This window comes from Pectobacterium sp. PL64 (assembly GCF_022477975.1).
GTDB lineage: Bacteria > Pseudomonadota > Gammaproteobacteria > Enterobacterales > Enterobacteriaceae > Pectobacterium > Pectobacterium jejuense.
This window is the reverse complement of the sequence record NZ_CP092070.1, coordinates 3,859,736-3,878,965: the sequence shown is the minus strand read 5'-3', so window position 1 is coordinate 3,878,965 and position 19,230 is coordinate 3,859,736. Positions and strand designations below refer to the sequence as shown.

Here is a 19,230-nt window from a genome sequence, read left to right as displayed (position 1 = left end):
TAACGATCAATACAGGCCAATCACCTTCCACCACAGCAGACCCGCGCTCATGAAGATCGCCTGATTCACCAGACTGACGACGAAACCGGTGCGCCACCAGACGGCGGTGGGCACGTAGCCCGCGCCGAACAGGATGGGGCCGCGCGCGTGGGTATATTGCGTCAGTGAGCAGTACAGACTGCTGGTAAACGCCAGCATGAATGCCATCGGCACCGCCGGAATGTTCAGGTTGATCCCGACGCCGAGGAATACGGCAAAAAGTGCGGCGATCTGCGCGTTGCCGCTGGCGAAGAAATAGTGGGTGTAGAAATAGGCCGCATTTAGCAGTAACAACACCAATACCCAGCTGGTTCCCTGCATTAAGTGGCCGATGTTGCTGCCGATGAGATCGCCAAACCAGTTGGTGAAGCCGAGCTTTTTCAACTGATTCGCCATCATCAGCAGGGCGGCGAACCAAATCAGCGTATCCCAGGCTCCTTTCTCGCTCTTCACGTCTTCCCAGTTCAGTACGCCGGTTAACAGCAGGAAAGACAGCCCGACGAACGAGGCTGTCGTGGCATCCACGCCTAATTTATCGCCAAAAATCCACAGCACCAGCAGCAGGACAACGGTGAATGCCATCAGCCATTCACCGCGGCTCATGTTGCCCATCTTTGCCAGTTCGGCGACGGCCAGTTTTGGTGCATCTGGCGTATGGCGAATTTCCGGCTTGGTCAGCCAGTAGACGAGCAGGGGGACAACGGCCAGAGAAATCAAACAGGGCACGAGCGCTGCCAGAAACCAGCTTCCCCACGTGATGGTCACGCCCGCGTTGGCCGCGAGTTTCACCGCCAGCAGGTTGCCGGTATAAGCGGTCATAAACAGCGCCGCCGTCACGTCGTTAACGTTACCGATGCAGGTAATCAGAAAGGTGCCAATCTTACTGCGCGAGGCATCTTCCGGTTTGGAATCGAAGCTGCGCGACAGCGAATCAGCAATGGGATAAATAATTCCGCCGCAGCGGGCGGTGTTGCTCGGCATCGCAGGGGAAAGGACCAGATCGGCAAAGGCCAGCCCGTAAGCCAGACCCAGCGTGCGTTTTCCCAACATGCGGATCATCTGCAAGGCGATACGGCGACCCAGCCCTGTTTTGATAAAGCCGCGCGCGATCATGAAGGCGACAACAATCAGCCAGATCAGCGAACTGTTCAGGTCGCTGAGCGCGGTTTGTATCGCACCGCTGGCCGTTGTATCTCCCGCGGCGTACGTCAGCGCAAAGAGTGTGATACTGATAATACCGATAGCCCCAATCGGGAGCACATTCGCGACAATACTCACGATCGTGGCGACGAAGAGGACGGCGGAGTGCCAGGCGGCGGGGCTTAAGCCAGTCGGGGGCTCTATGTGCCAAAAAAAGGCGGCGATGGCGAGGATAATGATTAGCGGAAGCCAGTTCAGTCCATATGAGGTTTTCGTTTTCATCCATTTTCCTTACTCGAGGGCTGCAAGATTATGCAGAGTTATAACCCATAAGAGTTATAGGGATAAAAAGAGCATAGCGCTAACCGGGAAAGGCGTGAGGCAAAATTATGGGCTTTTTGATTTGGATTCTGTTTTTTAAATATTGTCAGTTAAGTAATTGTTATACGTCATTGATCGCTGCACGATTTTGCTTTGGCGCGGGCTGCCTCGCAGTACGGTCCGCCAACATCTGGTAAGATGGTCGTTCATTACGTCATCAACACCTTCTATTTTATCAACACACGTTTAGCTGGAGGCGAGAATTTTTTGTTAACACTGCTGAATCTCCTTTCTGCGATTGCGTTACTGGTATGGGGCACTCACATTGTCCGCACCGGTATCATGCGAGTTTATGGTACCCAGTTACGGCGGGTTCTCAGCGATAGCGTTGAGAAAAAACCGTTGGCTTTTATGGCCGGTATTGGCGTAACCGCGCTGGTGCAGAGCAGCAATGCGACCGCGTTGCTGACGACCTCTTTTGTCTCACAGGGGCTGGTGGCATTAACGCCTGCGCTGGTGATTATTCTCGGGGCGGATGTCGGTACGGCACTGATGGTGCGTATTCTGACGTTCGATCTGTCCTGGCTTTCTCCGCTGCTGATTTTTCTGGGCGTAATATTTTTCCTCAGCCGTAAGCAGACGCGGGTGGGTCAGGTTGGTCGCGTGGCGATTGGGCTCGGGCTGATTTTGCTGGCGCTGGAAATGATTGTCGTGGCCGCGGCTCCGATCACACAAACGTCGGGCGTGAAAGTGCTGTTCTCCTCGTTGACGGGCGACGTCATGCTGGATGCACTGGCTGGCGCGCTGTTCGCGGTGATTACCTATTCCAGTCTGGCAGCGGTGCTGCTCACGGCAACCTTGACGGCAAGCGGTGTAATTTCGCTGGAAGTGGCGATGTGTCTGGTCATTGGTGCCAATCTGGGTAGCGGTTTACTGACGATGATGAGCACCTCGACGCAGAATGCGGATGGTCGACGCGTGGCGCTCGGTAGCATGCTGTTCAAGCTGATAGGCTGTTTGGTTGTGCTGCCGCTGGTTGAGCCGCTTTCGCGCTGGCTGACGCATATTCCGCTGGGTGCTGAAGAGTTGGTGATCTATTTCCACCTGTTCTACAACCTGATTCGCTGTCTGCTGCTGATCCCGCTCACTGGCGTGGTGGCGCGGCTGTCCTGCGCGATGATTGCTGACTCGCCGCAGGTCGATCTCCAGATGAAACCGCGCCATCTGGACACCAGTTCGCTGGATACGCCAGCGCTGGCGTTGACCAACGCCGCACGAGAAACGCTGCGTATTGGCGATGTGCTGGAGCAGATGCTGCGTCTGTACCGCGAAGTCTTGCAGGGCGACCATATGCAGCGGCGGGAGATTCGCCGACTCGATGATGATGTCGATATCCTTTACACCGCGATTAAGCTCTATCTGGCACAGATTCAGAAAGACGGATTGGATGAGCGAGATTCCCGGCGCTGGGCTGAGGTGATCGAAGTGGCGCTGAATCTGGAGCAGGCGGGAGATATTATCGAACGTATGGCAGATGACATCGCGAATCATTCCTCCGGCGTACGCATGGCGTTTTCCGCGCAGGGTCTGGAAGAGTTGAACCATCTGCATGAACAGCTGCTGGCGAATCTGCGTCTGGGGCTATCGGTTTTCCTGTCGGAGGATGTCACCAGCGCGAAACGTCTGCGCCGTGCTAAACACCGCTTCCGCATTATGAACCGCCGCTATGCCCATGCGCATGTCGATCGCTTACATCAGCACAATGTACAGAGTCTGGAAACCAGCTCGCTCCATTTGAGCTTACTTGGGGACATGAACCGACTGAATTCACTGTTCTGTGCGGTGGCTTATAATGTCTTGATTGTGCAACAGGATGAGGACGAAGAGCGCGAAGAATCGCCGCTGACGCTGTGATCCTTTGGAGGTTATCTTAGTTATATTTTTATGCAGGCTAAGAGGTGGTTTCGTGCGCGATAATACTGCCATTTTCCTGCTACTTCATAGCACGCGCCCGACACGGGACGGCTCAAACGCCGCTCGCCCCGTGACCCCAGGCTTTTCGGCGGGAATTATGCCGCTTGTGCGGTTCCATCGGTGTTCCTGACCGCTAGTCGAGCCGCCAGTGACGCGTTCCCGACGCGGCACTGGCTTTCGCGACGTCCTGTCGCTCACTCGGCGGTCAAGCCCACCGCTGCATAATTTTTGACGCCGGATAACGTCAAAACCTGCGGTGTCTCTGTATTTGTGACTAAGAGACAGACCAAATACAGAGAGCGAACTTACTCGAACAGGCTGCGGTGCAGTGTTTGTACCACACGCTCGGCGTCATCACCCGGTACCAGGAAGCACAGGTTGTTGCTGCTGGCGCCGTAGCAGATCAGGCGAATACGGAACGGTTCCAGTACGCCAAACACTTCTTTCCCGACGCCACAGGCCTGAGACAGATTGTTGCCGATTAACGCGACCAGCGACAGATTCTCTTCAACCTCAACCCGACACAGCGATGACAGCTCGGTCAGCAAGGCGCTGGAGAGCAGGCTGTCGCCCGTTGAGGTGGAGCCGGTTGTGTCGAGCGTCAGCGCAACGTTGACTTCTGACGTCGTGATCAGGTCAACGGAGATGTTGTGACGCGCCAGAATGCTGAACACTTCGGCCAGAAAACCGCGTGCGTGCAGCATGTTCAGGCTATACAGCTTAAGCAGCGTTTGCTTACGACGCAGTGCCAGCGCGCGGAACAACGGCGGATTTTCGGTTTTATTGCACACCAGCGTACCGCCAGCGGCCGGATCTTTGCTTGAGCCGACGAACACAGGAATATCGCTACGTACCGCAGGCAGCAGCGTGGCCGGGTGCAGGACTTTTGCGCCGAATGTCGCCATTTCGGCGGCTTCTTCAAACATGATTTGGTCGATGCGTTTTGCAGTCGGCACCACGCGTGGATCGGTGGTGTAGATGCCGGGAACGTCGGTCCAGATATCAATCCGGCTGACGTTGAGCGCTTCGCCCAGCAGCGCCGCCGTATAATCGCTACCGCCGCGACCCAGCGTGGTCGTGCGGCCTTTCGCTTCGCTGCCGATAAAGCCCTGAGTGATCACCAGACCTTGCTCAAGACGCGGCTGCAGCTGGCTGCGAGTCAGCTCACCCAGCACGTCACAGTCCGGCTGAGCGCGACCAAAGTGATCGTCGGTACGCATGATCTTGCGTACATCAAACCATTCTGCAACGACATCACGCTGACGCAGGATCTCGACAAACAGCAGGGTAGACATCAGTTCGCCGTGGCTGACCAGTTCATCGGTCAGGGCGTTTGACGTCGCGAGCGCCGCCGCTTCAGACAGGGTGGTGACGCTGTCCAGCATGCGATCAATCTCATCGCGAATAACGCTTTGATTGGTCAGTTTGTCGATGATGGCGTATTGGATTTGGCGAATTTTCGCCAGATGCTCGGCGCGCGTTTCCGGCGTTTGGCCTTCCGCGAGTGCGACCAGTAAATTCGTAATACCCGCTGATGCTGACAGCACCACAACGCGCACATTCGGGTTGGATAACACCACATCGGCACTGCGATTCATGGCGTCAAAGTCCGCCACGCTGGTGCCGCCAAATTTGGCAATAACGGTAGAGTTCGCGTTTGCGGAGACTTCAGTTGCAGACATGTCAAAAAACCTCGTGTCAGGGGGTAGGCTGTTTTCAGTAAACAGCATTCCATTAATCAGCCTTGGCACAGGGGGAGAGCAAAAGTAGGGGGCAGGCGTAGAAAATAACTACGATACACCCAGAAGCGCTCCACCTTGCTGGACGTCCATCAGGACAAATCCGGTGACAACCCAGAGGATTCAGCCTCTGTAGTCGATAGGGTGAAAGCCGTATTTTCACCGCATCTCGGCGTCGCTCCCCCTCGGATATCATCAGCGGATTACGGTTCCTCCGATATCTTACCTGGGCGACGCGCCTCTTCTGGCTTGCACACCGAGTGTGCAAGTACGGTGTTACAAATAACGGGTTATGCGGTTTCTGTCAATAAACAATCTGTCAGCAAACTACAAGCTGTCAGTAAACGACAGGGCATAAACCGCTTTTAGCAAGAAAAGGGATCTCAATCTGGATTTTAAGGGATACAATCGATTCAGTCACTTTGAACTCATGCTTAGAGAGAAAGTCGCATTATGAAAAATATCAATCCAAGCCAAACTGCCGCCTGGCAGGCATTACAAACCCATTTTGACGCGATGAAAGACGTGCAAATCAGCGAGCTGTTTGCACAAGATAGCGATCGTTTCGCGCATTTTTCCGCGACGTTCGACGATCAGATGCTGGTGGATTACTCCAAAAACCGCATCACGGCAGAAACAATGGAAAAACTGCACTCGCTGGCACGGGAAACCGACCTGTCTGCGGCGATTCAGTCCATGTTTGCCGGCGAGAAAATCAACCGCACGGAAGACCGCGCTGTTCTGCACGTTGCCCTGCGTAACCGCAGCAATACGCCGATTTTGGTGGATGGCAAAGATGTGATGCCGGAAGTCAACGCGGTGCTGGCGAAGATGAAAGATTTCAGCGAACGCGTGATTGGCGGTGAGTGGAAAGGCTATACCGGCAAAACCATTACCGACGTGGTGAACATCGGTATCGGCGGCTCCGATCTCGGCCCGTTCATGGTAACGGAAGCGCTGAAGCCTTATAAAAACCATCTCAACATGCACTTTGTCTCTAACGTTGACGGCACGCACATCGCTGAAACGTTGAAGCCGCTGAACCCAGAAACTACGCTGTTCCTCGTCGCGTCGAAAACCTTCACCACGCAGGAAACCATGACCAACGCGCACAGCGCTCGCGACTGGTTCCTGAAAACGGCGCAGGATGATAAGCACGTTGCCAAGCACTTTGCCGCGCTGTCCACCAACGCGAAAGCCGTCGGCGAATTCGGTATCGATACCGACAACATGTTCGAATTCTGGGACTGGGTTGGCGGACGCTACTCTCTGTGGTCGGCGATTGGGCTGTCGATCATTCTCTCTCTGGGCTTTGATAACTTTGAAAAACTGCTCAGCGGCGCGCACGCGATGGACAAGCACTTTGCTGCCACGCCAGCGGAGAAAAACCTGCCTGTGCTGCTGGCGCTGATCGGTATTTGGTACAACAATTTCTTCGGTGCTGAAACTGAAGCGATTCTTCCGTATGACCAATACATGCACCGTTTTGCCGCCTATTTCCAACAGGGAAATATGGAATCCAACGGGAAATCTGCCGATCGCAACGGCAATCCAGTGGATTACCAGACCGGGCCGATTATCTGGGGCGAACCGGGCACGAACGGCCAGCATGCGTTCTACCAGTTGATCCATCAGGGTACCAAGCTGGTTCCGTGTGATTTCATTGCACCGGCGATTAGCCATAACCCATTGAGCGATCACCACAGCAAGCTGCTGTCGAACTTCTTTGCACAGACGGAAGCGCTGGCGTTCGGTAAGAGCCGTGAGGTGGTGGAAGCAGAATTTGCCGCGGCAGGAAAAAGCCCAAAAGAAGTGGAACACGTCGCGCCGTTTAAAGTATTCGAAGGCAATCGCCCAACCAACTCTATCCTGCTGCGCGAAATCACCCCGTATAGCCTGGGAGCGTTGATTGCGCTGTATGAGCACAAAATCTTCACTCAGGGCGCGATCCTGAACATCTTCACATTCGATCAGTGGGGCGTGGAGTTAGGGAAACAACTGGCGAACCGTATTCTGCCAGAGCTGGAAAATGACAGTCAGATCGACAGCCATGACAGTTCTACTAACGGACTGATCAACCGTTTCAAGGCGTGGCGTAACTAATCGGGCCTGTGCCCTTTGGTTTTTCAATCGCAAGGAGGAAGACATGCAGGTTCGTATTTTGTTGGGGCTATCAGCAGCCGTTTTGCTGGCGGGGTGCAGCAGCACCAGTCAACTTAGCGCTGCTGGACAAGCCGTGGCGTTCACGGACACCAAACCAGGAAGCGAATGTCAGCTGTTAGGGCAAGCCAGTGGTAGCCAGTCTAACTGGCTGGCGGGAAACCATAGTGACGGCAGTTCTATGCGCAGTGCGGCAAACGATCTGCGTAATAAAGCGGCGGCGATGGGAGGCAATACCATCTATGGCGCAACCAGTTCGAGCGAAACCTTCTGGTCAAGCTTTGCGCCGCTAGACAGCAAGATGAACGGCAGCGTCTACAAATGTCCTTAAGCTAAAGAAAAACCCGGTGAGAGTGACATGTTGCTCTCACCGCTTTTCCTAACGTATTGCTCAACCGACTATCCCAGCGTCATCCTGATGCTGCTTCATCCCTAAATCCAGTGGCGTTTTGCTGGCTTCCCCACCGATTTCCCGCGCCAGACGCGGCACCAGATAGCCGGATACCTTCTTCAGCAGCGCTTTAACCAAGATGCGCGCCTCGTTGTCATCGACCAGAAAATGCGCGGCACCCTGAACCTTATCCAGTACGTGTAGGTAATAAGGCAGAATTCCTGCGTCAAAGAGCGCATTACTGAGCCGCGCGAGTGTCTCTGCGTTGTCATTCACCCCGCGCAGCAGCACGCTTTGGTTGAGCAGCGTCACACCTGCACGGCGCAAACGCGCCATACTTTGTGTTAAATCAGGATCAATTTCCTGCGGGTGGTTAATATGCGTCACCAGCAACACCTGAAGCGAACTGCGGGACAGGCGATCGCACAGCGCGTCGGTAATACGTGCAGGGATAACCACCGGCAAGCGGCTGTGAATGCGCAGACGTTTCAGATGTGGGATGTGTTCCAGTTCGGTGATCAGCCAGTCCAGCTCGTGGTCTTTAGCCATCAGCGGGTCGCCACCGGAAAAAATAATTTCATCCAGTTCTGGGTGCTGGCGGATATAATCCAGCGCCTGACGCCAGTTTGCCTTGTTGCCCTGATTATCCTGATAGGGGAAATGGCGGCGGAAGCAGTAGCGGCAGTTTACCGCACAGCCGCCTTTAACCAGCAGCAGAGCACGGTTGTGATATTTGTGTAGTAGCCCCGGCACGACGCTGTGTTGCTCATCAAGCGGGTCATGAGTGAAGCCTGGGGTGGCGATAAACTCTTCACGCGCGGTCAGTACCTGTAGCAGCAACGGATCGTCAGGATTGCCTTTTTGCATCCGTGCAGCGAATGCGCGCGGCACCCGCAGCGCAAAAAGCTTGCGTGCATCACTGCCTTGCCGGAGTTTAGCGTGATCGCTCAGTGCCAAAAGTTGCAGTAATTCATCAGGATCGGTAATTACGTCCGCAAGTTGCTGCAACCAATCTTCTCTGGAAGGTATATTTAGGGTTACAATGTGTGCCATTTTTTGGCTTCGTACCAGTATTAAAATTGTAGAGGGCCTTTATGGCGACTTATTCTAGCAACGATTTCCGTTCCGGTCTTAAAATCATATTCGAAGGCGAACCGTATGCTGTCGAATCCAGTGAGTTTGTTAAGCCGGGTAAAGGCCAGGCTTTTGCTCGCGTAAAAATGCGTCGCCTGTTGACGGGCTCTCGCGTTGAAAAAACCTTCAAGTCTACCGATTCTGCAGAAGGCGCAGACGTCGTTGATACCAACATGAACTACCTGTACAACGACGGTGAGTTCTACCACTTCATGCATCCTGAGACGTTTGAACAACATCAGGTTGAAGAAAAGACCGTTGGTGATGCTGCAAAATGGCTGCAAGACAACGCCGAATGTATCGTTACCCTGTGGGATGGTCGTCCTATCGCTGTTCAGCCACCGAATTTCATCGAAGCTGAAATCACCGATACCGACCCAGGCCTGAAAGGCGACACTGCCGGTACTGGTGGTAAGCCAGCAACGCTGAGCACCGGCGCAGTCGTTAAAGTGCCATTGTTCGTGCAGATCGGCGAAGTTGTCAAAGTTGACACCCGTTCTGGTGAATACGTATCACGCGTTAAGTAATTAATGCGAAAAAGGCCGCCTTCTGTGAGGGCGGCCTTTTTGATCCCGCTGTCTGACTGAAATCACCTTTTTGCTTTTCTCCTCATCCGAAAAAACCTCCACAAGAATTAAAATTGGCTACGCTTAAAAAGCAGTCACTTTCGTACCGTTGAAATCCTACTCTCATAAAGAAGGAATCGAGTATGTTGAAGAAAGCTTTTGTTGCCATTTTCTCTCTGGTTATTCTCTCTGCGGTGGTTGGGTGCAATACCACCCGAGGCGTTGGGCAAGATGTTGAAGCGGGTGGGAAGGCTATTCAGCGCAGCGCCCAATAGCCCATACCCGTCATACTTCACGCTGCATGTGCGTTGGCTTTCCTCGCTCACCCCAGTCACTTACTGATGTAAGCTCCTGGGGATTCGCTGCGTTGCCGCCTGCATGCAACTCGAATTATTTAGGGTATGTTTTAGGAAATAAGTCGTAATAACTTTTCCGAGTGGAAGAAAATGCCGTTTATGGTGTTTTCTTCCCCGCGGCGAGATAATGTGAAAGTGGATCACTCGGAGAAGTAATAATGTCGCCTCTTTTCATTACTGTCGGCATGCTGACGTTGAGTAATATATTTATGACGTTCGCTTGGTATGGGCATCTACGCTATTTCAGTGGCCGAACCTGGATAATTGCTGCATTGATCAGTTGGGGTATCGCATTATTTGAATACCTTCTACAGGTGCCGGCAAATCGGATTGGTTATCAGGTCGCCTCTGCCGGTCAATTGAAAATATTGCAGGAAGTGATCAGCCTTTCCGTATTTATCCCTTTCTCCATGTTCATTTTAAAAGAGCCGTTCCGTACCGACTATATTTGGGCGGGGCTATGCCTGCTGGGCGCGGTTTTCTTTATGTTCCGCGATAAGATTATGGGATAACCCATCGGTTATCCCATTGTTGCGCCCAATACGCTCAGATTACTGATTGACCCAGATAAGTGCTTCTGTCGGGAAGCCGTAGCGTTTGGCTGTGGCGAGCAGTTTGTCGCGTGTCGCGGCATCCAACGTTGGCGTGCGTGAGAGAATCCACAGGTAGTCGCGGTTCGGCCCGCAAATTAGGGCGTAGCGATAGTCGTCGTCCAGTTCAATAATATTGTAACCGCCATAGAACGGCCCGAAGAACGACACTTTTAGCGCGCCACGCTGAGGTGACCCCGTGAAATACGCTTTTCCGATGCTTTCTTTCCATTCCTGTTTTTCGACGTTAAAGCCGCGATTGATCACCTTGATTCCGCCGTCATCCCGCGGGCCATAGGTTGCCGTCACGCGTTCCATATTGCGTTCAAAACGGTGGTCGAGACGGGCGATCTCATACCATGTGCCGAGGTAACGGTTGACGTCAAAATTTTCCACGACGGTAACGTTATCGGGCGGCGTTACGCTACAGGCGACGGAAAAGAGCGCTATCAGCGCGGCAACGCACGCTTTCCCACATCGTCTGATTTTGAAGAGAAGGCTTTTGAATAACGTGGTGTTAAGGCGAGTAGCATTAAAGAGCATCATATTGACATCTCATCGTTTTCATCTTTGTTCCAGTGTAGACGATGAGCGTGGTCAGGCGGGAAAATAATACGGCCTGCGACGATCTCGTGCAGGCCGTTAGGTACATATTTACAGATGTTACCTCTACAGCGTAACGACACCGATAACGGTAACCACAGTCAGGATTGCCGCCAGACCGTAGAACACCCACTTCCCGGCAGGGACGTGGATTTTCAGGTCATGCATCGCGTGGTGGATACGGTGCAGGCCACACCAGAGCGGCAGTATAATCATCAGCAGTAAAAAGACACGGCCGATAAAGCTCTGGCTGAACGCGGCGATGCGCTCATAGGTTAACGCGTCTGGGAACAAGCCCAGAGGCAGCATCACTCCGACCAGCAGAATGATCACCGGAGCGAAGAACGCGCTCCACATCCCACCAGCGCCGAACAGGCCCCAGAAAGGCGGTTCGTCAGAACGTTTTGGCGTTGGGTTAATCACATTATTTCTCCTGTTCAGAATAGTAAGGCGATCGCCAGAACGGCAACGGTTACCACCACGGTGACAGCCCATAGCCCTTTAATGATCGGCTCTGGCCCCATTTTTTCATCTTTAACAACGATGATGCTGGCCTTCGGTGCCAGTTCAAACCAGGTTTTGGTATGCAGCGCAGCAGCCAGCAGAGCAACGATATTGATCAGCAACACCAGCGGGTTTTGCAGGAAGCTGACGAAGCCTGCCCAGCCTTCTGGCCCATTTTTCAGCGCGAAAACGCCAAACATCAGTACGATGCTGAACCAGACGGCAGGGACGGCAGTCCCTTCACGCAACATATAAAAGCGGTAGAACCCCAGCTTTTTCCACCAGGTCGGCGACATACCGCGAACATACGCTTTACGTTTAGATGTCATCATTGTCCCTCCCTTATTGTGGTTTCAGCATGGCGATCATGAAGTCTTTCGCGCTTTCGACTTTGCCTTGCTGGATGGCAGCGGCAGGGTCGACGTGCTTCGGACACACTTCTGAGCAGTAGCCCACAAACGTACAGGTCCAGACGCCGTTATTGCCGTTCAACTGCGCCATACGCTCTTTCTTGCCGTGATCGCGGTTGTCCAGGTTATAACGGTGCGCCAGCGTAATTGCTGCCGGGCCGATGAACTCAGGGTTCAGGCCGAACTGCGGACATGCCGCATAGCACAGGCCGCAGTTAATACAGCCGGAGAACTGGTGATACTTCGCCATTTGCGCCGGAGTCTGCTTGTTCGGACCGTCAGCAGGTTTACGAGCGTTGCCGATGATATATGGCTTGATGGCTTCCAGACTCTCGATAAAGTGGGTCATATCGACCACTAAATCGCGCTCGATGGGGAAGTTGCCCAGCGCTTCGACCTTCAGACCGTTCGTGTATTCACGCAGAAAGGTTTTACAGGCCAGTTTAGGGACGTTATTCACCATCATGCCGCAGGAGCCACAGATTGCCATGCGGCAGGACCAGCGGTAGGAGAGATCCGGTGCCAGGTTATCTTTGATATAACCCAGCGCATCCAGCAGGGACGTCTGCGTGTTGTACGGGACATCGAACGTTTCAAAATACGGTTCATTGTCCCGTTCAGGGTTATAGCGCATGACTTCCATTTTCAGGGTTTTGATCGTCTCAGCCATTCGCCTGCTCCTTCTTGCTGCCTTCCTGCGCATCACCTTCTGCACCGTATACGCGTTTGGCCGGTGGAAGTTTGGTAATCTTCACATCGCTATACTCCAGACGAGGTGCGCCTTCTGGGTTATAGAACGCCAGCGTATGCTTCAGGAAGTTAACGTCATCACGCTCGGTGCAACCGTCATCCAGACGCTGGTGGGCGCCGCGAGACTCTTTACGGTTGATCGCCGAGTGCGCCATACATTCCGCAACATCCAGGCTATGGCCCAGCTCAACGGTGTACAGCAGGTCGGTGTTGAACACGCTGGAGCGGTCGGTGATTTTCACGCGTTTGAAGCGTTCTTTCAGCTCTGCCATCTTATCGACGGTTTTCTGCATCAGATCGGTGGTGCGGTAAATACCGCAGCCTTCTTCCATCGACATGCCCATTTCGTCGCGGATTTTCGCCCAGCTTTCGGTGCCTTCCTGATTCATCAGGTCATGCAGGCGTTGTTCGATGTCGCGCGTTTGTGCGTCCAGCGCCGTGCCGTTGGCCGGTGCCGCCGCCTGTGCGCGCTGTACGGCGTGCTCACCCGCTACGCGCCCGAAGACCACCAGTTCGGCCAGCGAGTTGGAACCAAGACGGTTCGCGCCGTGCAGACCAACCGAGGAACATTCGCCGACGGCGAACAGACCCTTGATGCGGGTTTCGCAGTTCTGATCGGTTTCAATGCCGCCCATCGTGTAGTGCGCGGTAGGACGAATAGGAATCGGCTCTTTCACCGGATCGACGCCGACATAGGCTTTTGCCAGTTCGCAGATGAACGGCAGACGTTCCAGAAGCTTCTTCTCGCCGAGGTGGCGCAGATCGAGATAAACCACGTCGCCCAACGGGGTTGAGACGGTGCGGCCTGCGCGCCATTCGTGCCAGAACGCCTGCGAGACTTTATCGCGTGGCCCCAGCTCCATGTATTTGTTCTTCGGCTGGCCGAGCGGCGTTTCCGGGCCCATGCCGTAGTCTTGCAGGTAACGGTAGCCGTCTTTGTTGACCATGATGCCGCCTTCGCCGCGGCAGCCCTCAGTCATCAGGATACCGGAACCGGGCAAGCCGGTTGGGTGATATTGAACGAATTCCATATCACGCAGTGGGACGCCGTGGCGGAACGCCATGCCCATTCCGTCGCCTGTGACGATGCCGCCGTTGGTGTTGTAGCGGTACACGCGGCCTGCGCCGCCTGTCGCCAGCACCACGGCGTTAGCGCGGATCTGAATCAGCGAACCTTCCATCATATTGATGGCAACAAGGCCGCGCGCTTCGCCGTCATCGACCAGAACATCGAGGACAAAGTGCTCGTCAAAACGTTGGATTTGCGGATATTTAAGGGAAGTTTGGAACAGGGTATGCAGCATGTGGAAGCCGGTTTTATCGGCGGCAAACCAGGTGCGTTCGATCTTCATCCCGCCAAAGCGGCGAACGTTGACAGAACCATCCGGTTTACGGCTCCAGGGGCAGCCCCACTGTTCCAGTTGAATCATCTCTTCTGGGCAGTGTTTGACGAAGTGCTCAACAACGTCTTGTTCACACAGCCAGTCGCCACCGGACACGGTGTCGTTGAAGTGATAATCGAAGCTATCGTGTTCCTGAGTCACTGCTGCTGACCCACCTTCTGCCGCCACGGTATGGCTACGCATTGGGTAGACTTTTGAGATCAGCGCAATTTTCAGTTGAGGGTTGGCTTCTGCGGCTGCAATTGCCGCTCGTAGGCCAGCTCCTCCGGCCCCGATAATGGCCAAATCGGCATTAAAGGTTTGCAATGCATTCCTCCAGTTACTTAAGTTAATTAAGTTAAAATAAAAAAATAATATCTATTCGTTTCTGTCTTTATATCTGAGCTTAATATCAAACCCGCTGAAAATTATGTGATAGATGTATAAAGAATAGATAAACCTATAATTTTTGTGTGGGAATGATTATACCGAATTATGGGTAGATGAAATTTGATGTGATCCTGCATTTTGTGGTTTTTTCAGCAGGCTGCGTATTTATTGATAAAAACGTGATCGAAAGGCTTATTTAGGGGGAAATGATGCTTTTATTTCTTTAATAACCCTTTTTAGGTGGATATAAGGAAATGATCCACTGGATATAATTTACGGCGACTATCCTGACCGCTCCCTCTTGGAGGGTAGAGCATGCATGGCTGAAAAGCGCGTCTGGCCTTTTTTCCGCTGGAAATTTGGGCTGATGCGGGTAGACTGCACCCCCTGTTTGACTTTGGAGTAAGAACCATGAGCGAGACGACAAGTTGGCAACCTAGTGCTTCTGTCGCTAATTTGTTGAAACGAGCGTCGATCATTGCTGCTGTCCGACGTTTCTTCACCGATCGTGGTGTACTGGAGGTCGAAACGCCCGCGATGAGTCAGGCTACGGTAACGGATGTTTTCTTATACCCGTTCCAGACCCGCTTCGTTGGTCCCGGTGCTGCAGATGGCATGACGCTGTATTTGATGACGAGCCCGGAATACCACATGAAGCGTCTGCTGGCTGCTGGTAGCGGACCGATCTTTCAGCTATGTCGCAGTTTCCGCAATGAAGAATCAGGCCGACACCACAACCCAGAATTCACGATGCTGGAATGGTATCGCCCTCACTATGATATGTACCGCCTGATGAATGAGGTCGATGACCTGTTGCAGCAGGTACTGGATTGTGAAAGCGCGGAAATGCTCTCCTATCAGCAGGCGTTTTTACGCCATCTGGAGATCGACCCTCTGTCTGTTGATAAAGCGCAGCTGCGCGAAGCAGCAGAAAAACTCGGGCTGGGCGATATCGCCTGCCGTGAAGACGATCGCGATTCGCTGGTGCAGATGCTGTTCACCTTTGGCGTTGAGCCGCATATCGGGCGCGACAAACCGGCGTTTGTCTATCATTTCCCAGCAACACAGGCCTCGCTGGCCGAGATCAGTTCGGAAGACCATCGCGTCGCCGAGCGTTTTGAAGTCTATTTCAAGGGGATCGAGCTGGCGAACGGCTTCCGTGAATTGACCGATGCCGATGAGCAACGTCAGCGTTTTGAGCAGGATAATCGCAAGCGTGCCGCGCGGGATTTGCCACAGCAGCCGATTGATGAAAACCTGCTGGCGGCGCTGAAACACGGTCTGCCGGAGTGTGCCGGTGTGGCGTTAGGTGTGGATCGTTTGATCATGCTGGCGCTGAATGCCGAGAGACTGAGTGATGTGATCGCGTTCTCCGTCGATCGCGCGTAATCCGTTTGAAGCAGGGCGGGGCCACATCTGACCGCCGCCCGTTTTCCCTTCTTATAAGCTGCCCGGCGTCCGCTGCCGTGGCGTCAGCGTTTTTCCACTGCGCGACAGATTGTCCATTTTCACCTGGAACGGTGGGAAAGGAAGCTCCAGATTGTGTTTGCGGTAGTTTTCCAGAATCAGCTGATGCAGTTCGTGGCGCAGTGGCATACGGTGCCCCATTTCGGCGGCGAACACGCGCAGCTCGAAAATCTGAATCCCCTGTTGCAGATCAACGAGGAAGGCTTCGGGCTCTGGCGTATCCAGAATCAGCGAACAGCGCTTCACTGCATCCATCAGCAGTTCCGTGACTTCCTGACTGTTCGCGTTCGCCGGAGCAGGCACCGTCATCACCACACGCGTGACGGAATCCGACAGCGACCAGTTAATAAACTGCTCGGTGATAAATGCCTTGTTCGGCACGATGATTTCTTTTCTATCCCAGTCGGAAATGGTGGTGGCGCGGGTGTTAATTCGCATGACGCTACCTGTGAGATCGCGGATCGTGACCGTATCGCCGATGCGGATCGGTTTCTCAAACAGGATGATCAGGCCGGAGATAAAGTTGGCGAAGATCTCCTGCAAACCGAACCCGAGTCCCACACCCAGTGCGGCAACCAGCCATTGCAGTTTCGACCATTCGATCCCGATCAGCGAGAAGCCCATCAGACAGCCGATCAGCATCAGAATATATTTGCTGATAGTGGTAATGGCGTAGCCGCTGCCCGGCGACAGATCCAGATGCTGTAGGATCGCCAGCTCCAGCAGGGCGGGCAGGTTACGTACCAGCTGTGCGGTAATAATGAAGATCAGAATGGCGATCAGTACCGATCCCAGCGTGATCGCCTGCACGCTCTCCACGCCTTTGACCGTGCTGGAGACATCCCACAGGCTGATATTTTCCAGGAATGCGAAGGCAGAATGAATTTCCGACCACAGCGCGATAACGGAAACCAGTGCGATCAGCGTCAGAATGGAGCGTACGAGCTGCAGGGACTTAGCGCTGATGGCATCCAGATCGACGACGGGTTCTTCCACCGCTTCCGAACTGCTTTCATGGGACGATGCAGACGGCGTGTCTTCTTCACCTTTGGCACGCTGCGCCAGAATTTCCGAACGTCGCTGTTTGGCGCGGTCGAAGGCGATACGGCGGCGCTGAATCAGCATCCAACGGCGAATAATGTGGTAAACCACCAGCAGGAAGAACCAGATAGAGACGGAGGTTTCCAGACGGGCTAACAGCGCCTGTGCGGTCGCCAGATAGCCGATACAGGAGGCCAGCGCGGCAACGAGCGGCATGGCGATCAGGATGTTCCACATCGCACGGTTAACGGAGTTTTCCCCCGAACCTTCTTTATCCAGATACAGCGGGATCCCCGCGCGTTTTAATCCGGTCGTGACCAAACTCAGAGCCATACAGAGCAAGATGAAGCAGAGCCGCCCCAGCGTGCTGGAAAACTCGCGATCGTTGAGCTTATCGAACGTAATCAATGCGCCATAATCAGCGGCACGATAAAGGCGATGGAAAGACGATAGTAGCGCATCGCTCTGGCTACGCGCTCCGGCGACCAGCGGAAGTGGACAATGAACAGCCCCTGCGGATGCGAGAATGAGGCGCTGATCATCACCAGCCACATCAACGGCACGGTGGCGGTCACGCTGTCGCCGATAGCGACGGCAATCGGGTAAGGCCAGGCGTTTTGCAGCCCGTATCCCAGCGCGGCCCAGAGCACCGGCAGCGGCAGGGCGGTAAGGATGGACCAGAACACGGTACGCAGCGTCAGCATAAAGTGGTCGAGAGTGACCTTGCCGACGCGGCTGCTGGCACGCTCCATAAACGCATGATAGTGACGACGCGAGCTGATACTAAAGCCAACCAGCAGCAGTGCGCCCAGCAGCGGCAGCACGGTTTCCTGACTGGTTACCATCATCACCAGCGCGCTACCCAGCTGCGTCAGCGTGTCTAATGACAGCAGGCGCGTCAGATCCTGTACCAGTTTGAGCGGATAGGCGAACGTCACGGGATCGACATCCGCCACCCAGAACAGGTCGCGATGGGCAGCTTCCCGTGTTTCGGTTAGCGCATCCGCCAACTGGTTATTGGCAACTTTGAGTTTGGTCAGTTCGAGTATCTGTGAATCACAGCCAGAGATCAGTGAAGTCAGCAGGTCGCGCTGGGTTCGCATCTGATCGGTCAGAATACGCTGCTGTGCGCTGGTCAGCGGATCGCCGTTATCCTGTTTGGCATTATCAAGATCTTGCGGTTTGTTGATCAGGTCTTCAAAGTGCAGCCGCTGTACGCGCAGCTGCGCCATGTCGCTATCCAGCAACTGAGGCTTGGGCATTTCCGGCAGGCGGGCAATCTGTGCCCGTAAGGTTTCACCCAATATCGGTGAAACGCCGAGCCACTGTGCTTGCTCGCGAATGGTGCTCAGCGCCTGACGAACCTGAATGGTGTGCGTGGCAGCCTGACGCTGCTGAGAAGCAATGAGGTCCATCCGCTGTGCCTGCTGGTTCAGCGCGACGGAGAGCTCGCGGTTAACCTGTAGCTGCTTGCTGATGACGCTGGGTAAATCGCCACTTTGTTCCGCGAGCAGCTCTGTGCGCTCTAATGCCTGTTCGGCTTCGCGCTGGCGCATATTGTTGAGTCTGCTGCGTAAATCCTGTTGCAGCAGATCCAGCCTGTCGTGGCGCTTTTTATACAGTTCGACACGTAGCCGGGATAGCTCTTGACGATTGCTGGCTGACAGCTGTGCCAGCTCCAGTTCGTCCACCCGGCTTTTGCGCAGGGCGGATTCGGCCTGAAGTGCGACGAGCTGCGCTTGCCCCAGCGGGGTAGCAGGCGTACCGAGAGACTGAATACGGCGTTCCGCATCGCTTTGCATGCGGCTGGCTTCAGTTTGCTGCTGCGGAAGCTGGCTCAGTGAATCGCTGATTTCACGCAGCCGATCCTGTTCCTGTTGGAGCTGGCGCGCCTGTTCCAGTAGCTGGCTGCTGGTTTGCAGTAATTGCTGTTCGAGATCGTTGCTGGAGAGATTTTCTGAAATAGACGACGGTTTGCCGTCTTCGGCATTAAGCTGGCGACGCAGCTCCTGAACCAGCTTGGGGAAATCATCAATCACGCGCTGATACTGTGTGGCGCGCTCCAGTGACTCTTTACGATCCTGCAGGGTGTTCAGTGCAGCCTGATATTCCTCAACGATTTTCGCCTGATCGGCTGCACCTTTGTTGGCTTCCGCCTGCTGTAGCTGCTGGCGTAACTGCGCCTCATTGGGCGCAGTGGCAGCCAACGCGGCAGTTGATAATAAACATCCCAAAAGAAAAGTCAGAATCAGACGCACGTTAGCTACCTTTAT

The 19,230-nt window shown here is 54.2% G+C and carries 15 protein-coding genes, 1 pseudogene and 1 riboswitch; of the genes and pseudogenes, 7 read left to right on the top strand and 9 right to left on the bottom strand.

Features of this window, described 5'->3' with window-relative positions; genetic code table 11:
* Positions 1-6: 6 nt before the first annotated feature.
* Entirely contained in the window at positions 7-1,461 is a 1,455-nt protein-coding gene (locus tag HP572_RS17335; RefSeq protein ID WP_240583859.1) for a DASS family sodium-coupled anion symporter, read from the bottom strand.
* Positions 1,462-1,767: 306 nt separating this feature from the next.
* Here HP572_RS17335 and HP572_RS17330 point away from each other — a divergent pair, with 306 nt between their 5' ends.
* On the top strand, positions 1,768-3,414 hold the full coding sequence (locus tag HP572_RS17330; RefSeq protein WP_240583858.1) for a Na/Pi cotransporter family protein: 1,647 nt from the start codon (positions 1,768-1,770) through the stop codon (positions 3,412-3,414).
* A gap of 365 nt (positions 3,415-3,779) precedes the next feature.
* On the opposite strand, the gene lysC is transcribed toward HP572_RS17330, so the two are convergent.
* Positions 3,780-5,156, bottom strand: coding sequence for a lysine-sensitive aspartokinase 3 (gene lysC, locus HP572_RS17325; protein ID WP_039545857.1), 1,377 nt, complete (start codon positions 5,154-5,156; stop codon positions 3,780-3,782).
* 115 nt (positions 5,157-5,271) lie between these two features.
* Positions 5,272-5,465, bottom strand: a riboswitch (Lysine riboswitch).
* 201 nt (positions 5,466-5,666) lie between these two features.
* Here lysC and pgi point away from each other — a divergent pair.
* On the top strand, positions 5,667-7,316 hold the full coding sequence (gene pgi, locus HP572_RS17320) for a glucose-6-phosphate isomerase (RefSeq protein ID WP_240583857.1): 1,650 nt from the start codon (positions 5,667-5,669) through the stop codon (positions 7,314-7,316).
* Positions 7,317-7,359: 43 nt separating this feature from the next.
* Positions 7,360-7,704 (top strand): DUF4156 domain-containing protein, encoded by a 345-nt coding sequence (locus HP572_RS17315; RefSeq protein WP_119881870.1) that lies wholly within the window; start codon positions 7,360-7,362, stop codon positions 7,702-7,704.
* A gap of 60 nt (positions 7,705-7,764) precedes the next feature.
* Here HP572_RS17315 and epmB read toward each other — a convergent pair whose 3' ends face one another.
* Complete coding sequence (gene epmB / locus HP572_RS17310; RefSeq protein ID WP_205554996.1) at positions 7,765-8,817, bottom strand: EF-P beta-lysylation protein EpmB; 1,053 nt, start codon at positions 8,815-8,817, stop codon at positions 7,765-7,767.
* A 41-nt stretch (positions 8,818-8,858) separates the two neighbouring features.
* Between epmB and efp the strand changes: the two genes are divergently transcribed.
* The 3 genes from efp (at position 8,859) to HP572_RS17295 (ending at position 10,332) form a co-directional block, all read left to right on the top strand.
* Positions 8,859-9,425: an elongation factor P gene (gene efp, locus HP572_RS17305; protein ID WP_010295533.1), complete on the top strand. Its 567-nt coding sequence runs from the start codon at positions 8,859-8,861 to the stop codon at positions 9,423-9,425.
* 182 nt (positions 9,426-9,607) lie between these two features.
* The gene (locus HP572_RS17300; protein ID WP_005972977.1) at positions 9,608-9,739 is read left to right on the top strand and encodes an entericidin A/B family lipoprotein; all 132 of its coding nucleotides are present in this window, start codon (positions 9,608-9,610) and stop codon (positions 9,737-9,739) included.
* Between the two features lie 239 nt (positions 9,740-9,978).
* Positions 9,979-10,332: a DMT family protein gene (locus HP572_RS17295; RefSeq protein WP_005972979.1), complete on the top strand. Its 354-nt coding sequence runs from the start codon at positions 9,979-9,981 to the stop codon at positions 10,330-10,332.
* Between the two features lie 39 nt (positions 10,333-10,371).
* Here the strand turns inward: HP572_RS17295 and HP572_RS17290 are convergent, their stop codons facing one another.
* From HP572_RS17290 to frdA, 5 genes are all read right to left on the bottom strand, one after another.
* Complete coding sequence (locus HP572_RS17290; RefSeq protein ID WP_240583856.1) at positions 10,372-10,956, bottom strand: lipocalin family protein; 585 nt, start codon at positions 10,954-10,956, stop codon at positions 10,372-10,374.
* 123 nt (positions 10,957-11,079) lie between these two features.
* Entirely contained in the window at positions 11,080-11,436 is a 357-nt protein-coding gene (frdD, locus tag HP572_RS17285) for a fumarate reductase subunit FrdD (protein ID WP_240583855.1), read from the bottom strand.
* A 14-nt stretch (positions 11,437-11,450) separates the two neighbouring features.
* The gene (gene frdC / locus HP572_RS17280) at positions 11,451-11,846 is read right to left on the bottom strand and encodes a fumarate reductase subunit FrdC (RefSeq protein ID WP_109411734.1); all 396 of its coding nucleotides are present in this window, start codon (positions 11,844-11,846) and stop codon (positions 11,451-11,453) included.
* Between the two features lie 13 nt (positions 11,847-11,859).
* Complete coding sequence (locus tag HP572_RS17275) at positions 11,860-12,597, bottom strand: succinate dehydrogenase/fumarate reductase iron-sulfur subunit (protein ID WP_205554995.1); 738 nt, start codon at positions 12,595-12,597, stop codon at positions 11,860-11,862.
* A complete protein-coding gene (gene frdA / locus HP572_RS17270) occupies positions 12,590-14,386 on the bottom strand; it encodes a fumarate reductase (quinol) flavoprotein subunit (protein ID WP_205554994.1) in 1,797 nt (598 codons plus the stop codon). The genes HP572_RS17275 and frdA overlap by 8 nt, the downstream gene beginning before the upstream one ends.
* 474 nt (positions 14,387-14,860) lie before the next feature.
* On the opposite strand from frdA, the gene epmA reads away from it, so the two are divergent.
* Positions 14,861-15,838: an elongation factor P--(R)-beta-lysine ligase gene (gene epmA, locus HP572_RS17265; RefSeq protein WP_010295515.1), complete on the top strand. Its 978-nt coding sequence runs from the start codon at positions 14,861-14,863 to the stop codon at positions 15,836-15,838.
* Between the two features lie 51 nt (positions 15,839-15,889).
* Here epmA and mscM read toward each other — a convergent pair.
* Positions 15,890-19,215, bottom strand: a pseudogene (gene mscM, locus HP572_RS17260) (miniconductance mechanosensitive channel MscM).
* Positions 19,216-19,230: the final 15 nt, after the last annotated feature.

Excerpts from the sequence above, each read along its gene's own strand:
- HP572_RS17300 (WP_005972977.1), top strand. The coding sequence starts at position 9,608 with ATGTTGAAGAAAGCTTTTGTTGCCATTTTCTCTCTGGTTATTCTCTCT.
- HP572_RS17290 (WP_240583856.1), bottom strand. The coding sequence starts at position 10,956 with ATGATGCTCTTTAATGCTACTCGCCTTAACACCACGTTATTCAAAAGC.
- HP572_RS17335 (WP_240583859.1), bottom strand. The coding sequence starts at position 1,461 with ATGAAAACGAAAACCTCATATGGACTGAACTGGCTTCCGCTAATCATT.
- efp (WP_010295533.1), top strand. The coding sequence starts at position 8,859 with ATGGCGACTTATTCTAGCAACGATTTCCGTTCCGGTCTTAAAATCATA.
- HP572_RS17295 (WP_005972979.1), top strand. The coding sequence starts at position 9,979 with ATGTCGCCTCTTTTCATTACTGTCGGCATGCTGACGTTGAGTAATATA.
- HP572_RS17275 (WP_205554995.1), bottom strand. The coding sequence starts at position 12,597 with ATGGCTGAGACGATCAAAACCCTGAAAATGGAAGTCATGCGCTATAAC.
- lysC (WP_039545857.1), bottom strand. The coding sequence starts at position 5,156 with ATGTCTGCAACTGAAGTCTCCGCAAACGCGAACTCTACCGTTATTGCC.
- pgi (WP_240583857.1), top strand. The coding sequence starts at position 5,667 with ATGAAAAATATCAATCCAAGCCAAACTGCCGCCTGGCAGGCATTACAA.
- epmA (WP_010295515.1), top strand. The coding sequence starts at position 14,861 with ATGAGCGAGACGACAAGTTGGCAACCTAGTGCTTCTGTCGCTAATTTG.
- epmB (WP_205554996.1), bottom strand. The coding sequence starts at position 8,817 with ATGGCACACATTGTAACCCTAAATATACCTTCCAGAGAAGATTGGTTG.
- frdC (WP_109411734.1), bottom strand. The coding sequence starts at position 11,846 with ATGACATCTAAACGTAAAGCGTATGTTCGCGGTATGTCGCCGACCTGG.
- HP572_RS17315 (WP_119881870.1), top strand. The coding sequence starts at position 7,360 with ATGCAGGTTCGTATTTTGTTGGGGCTATCAGCAGCCGTTTTGCTGGCG.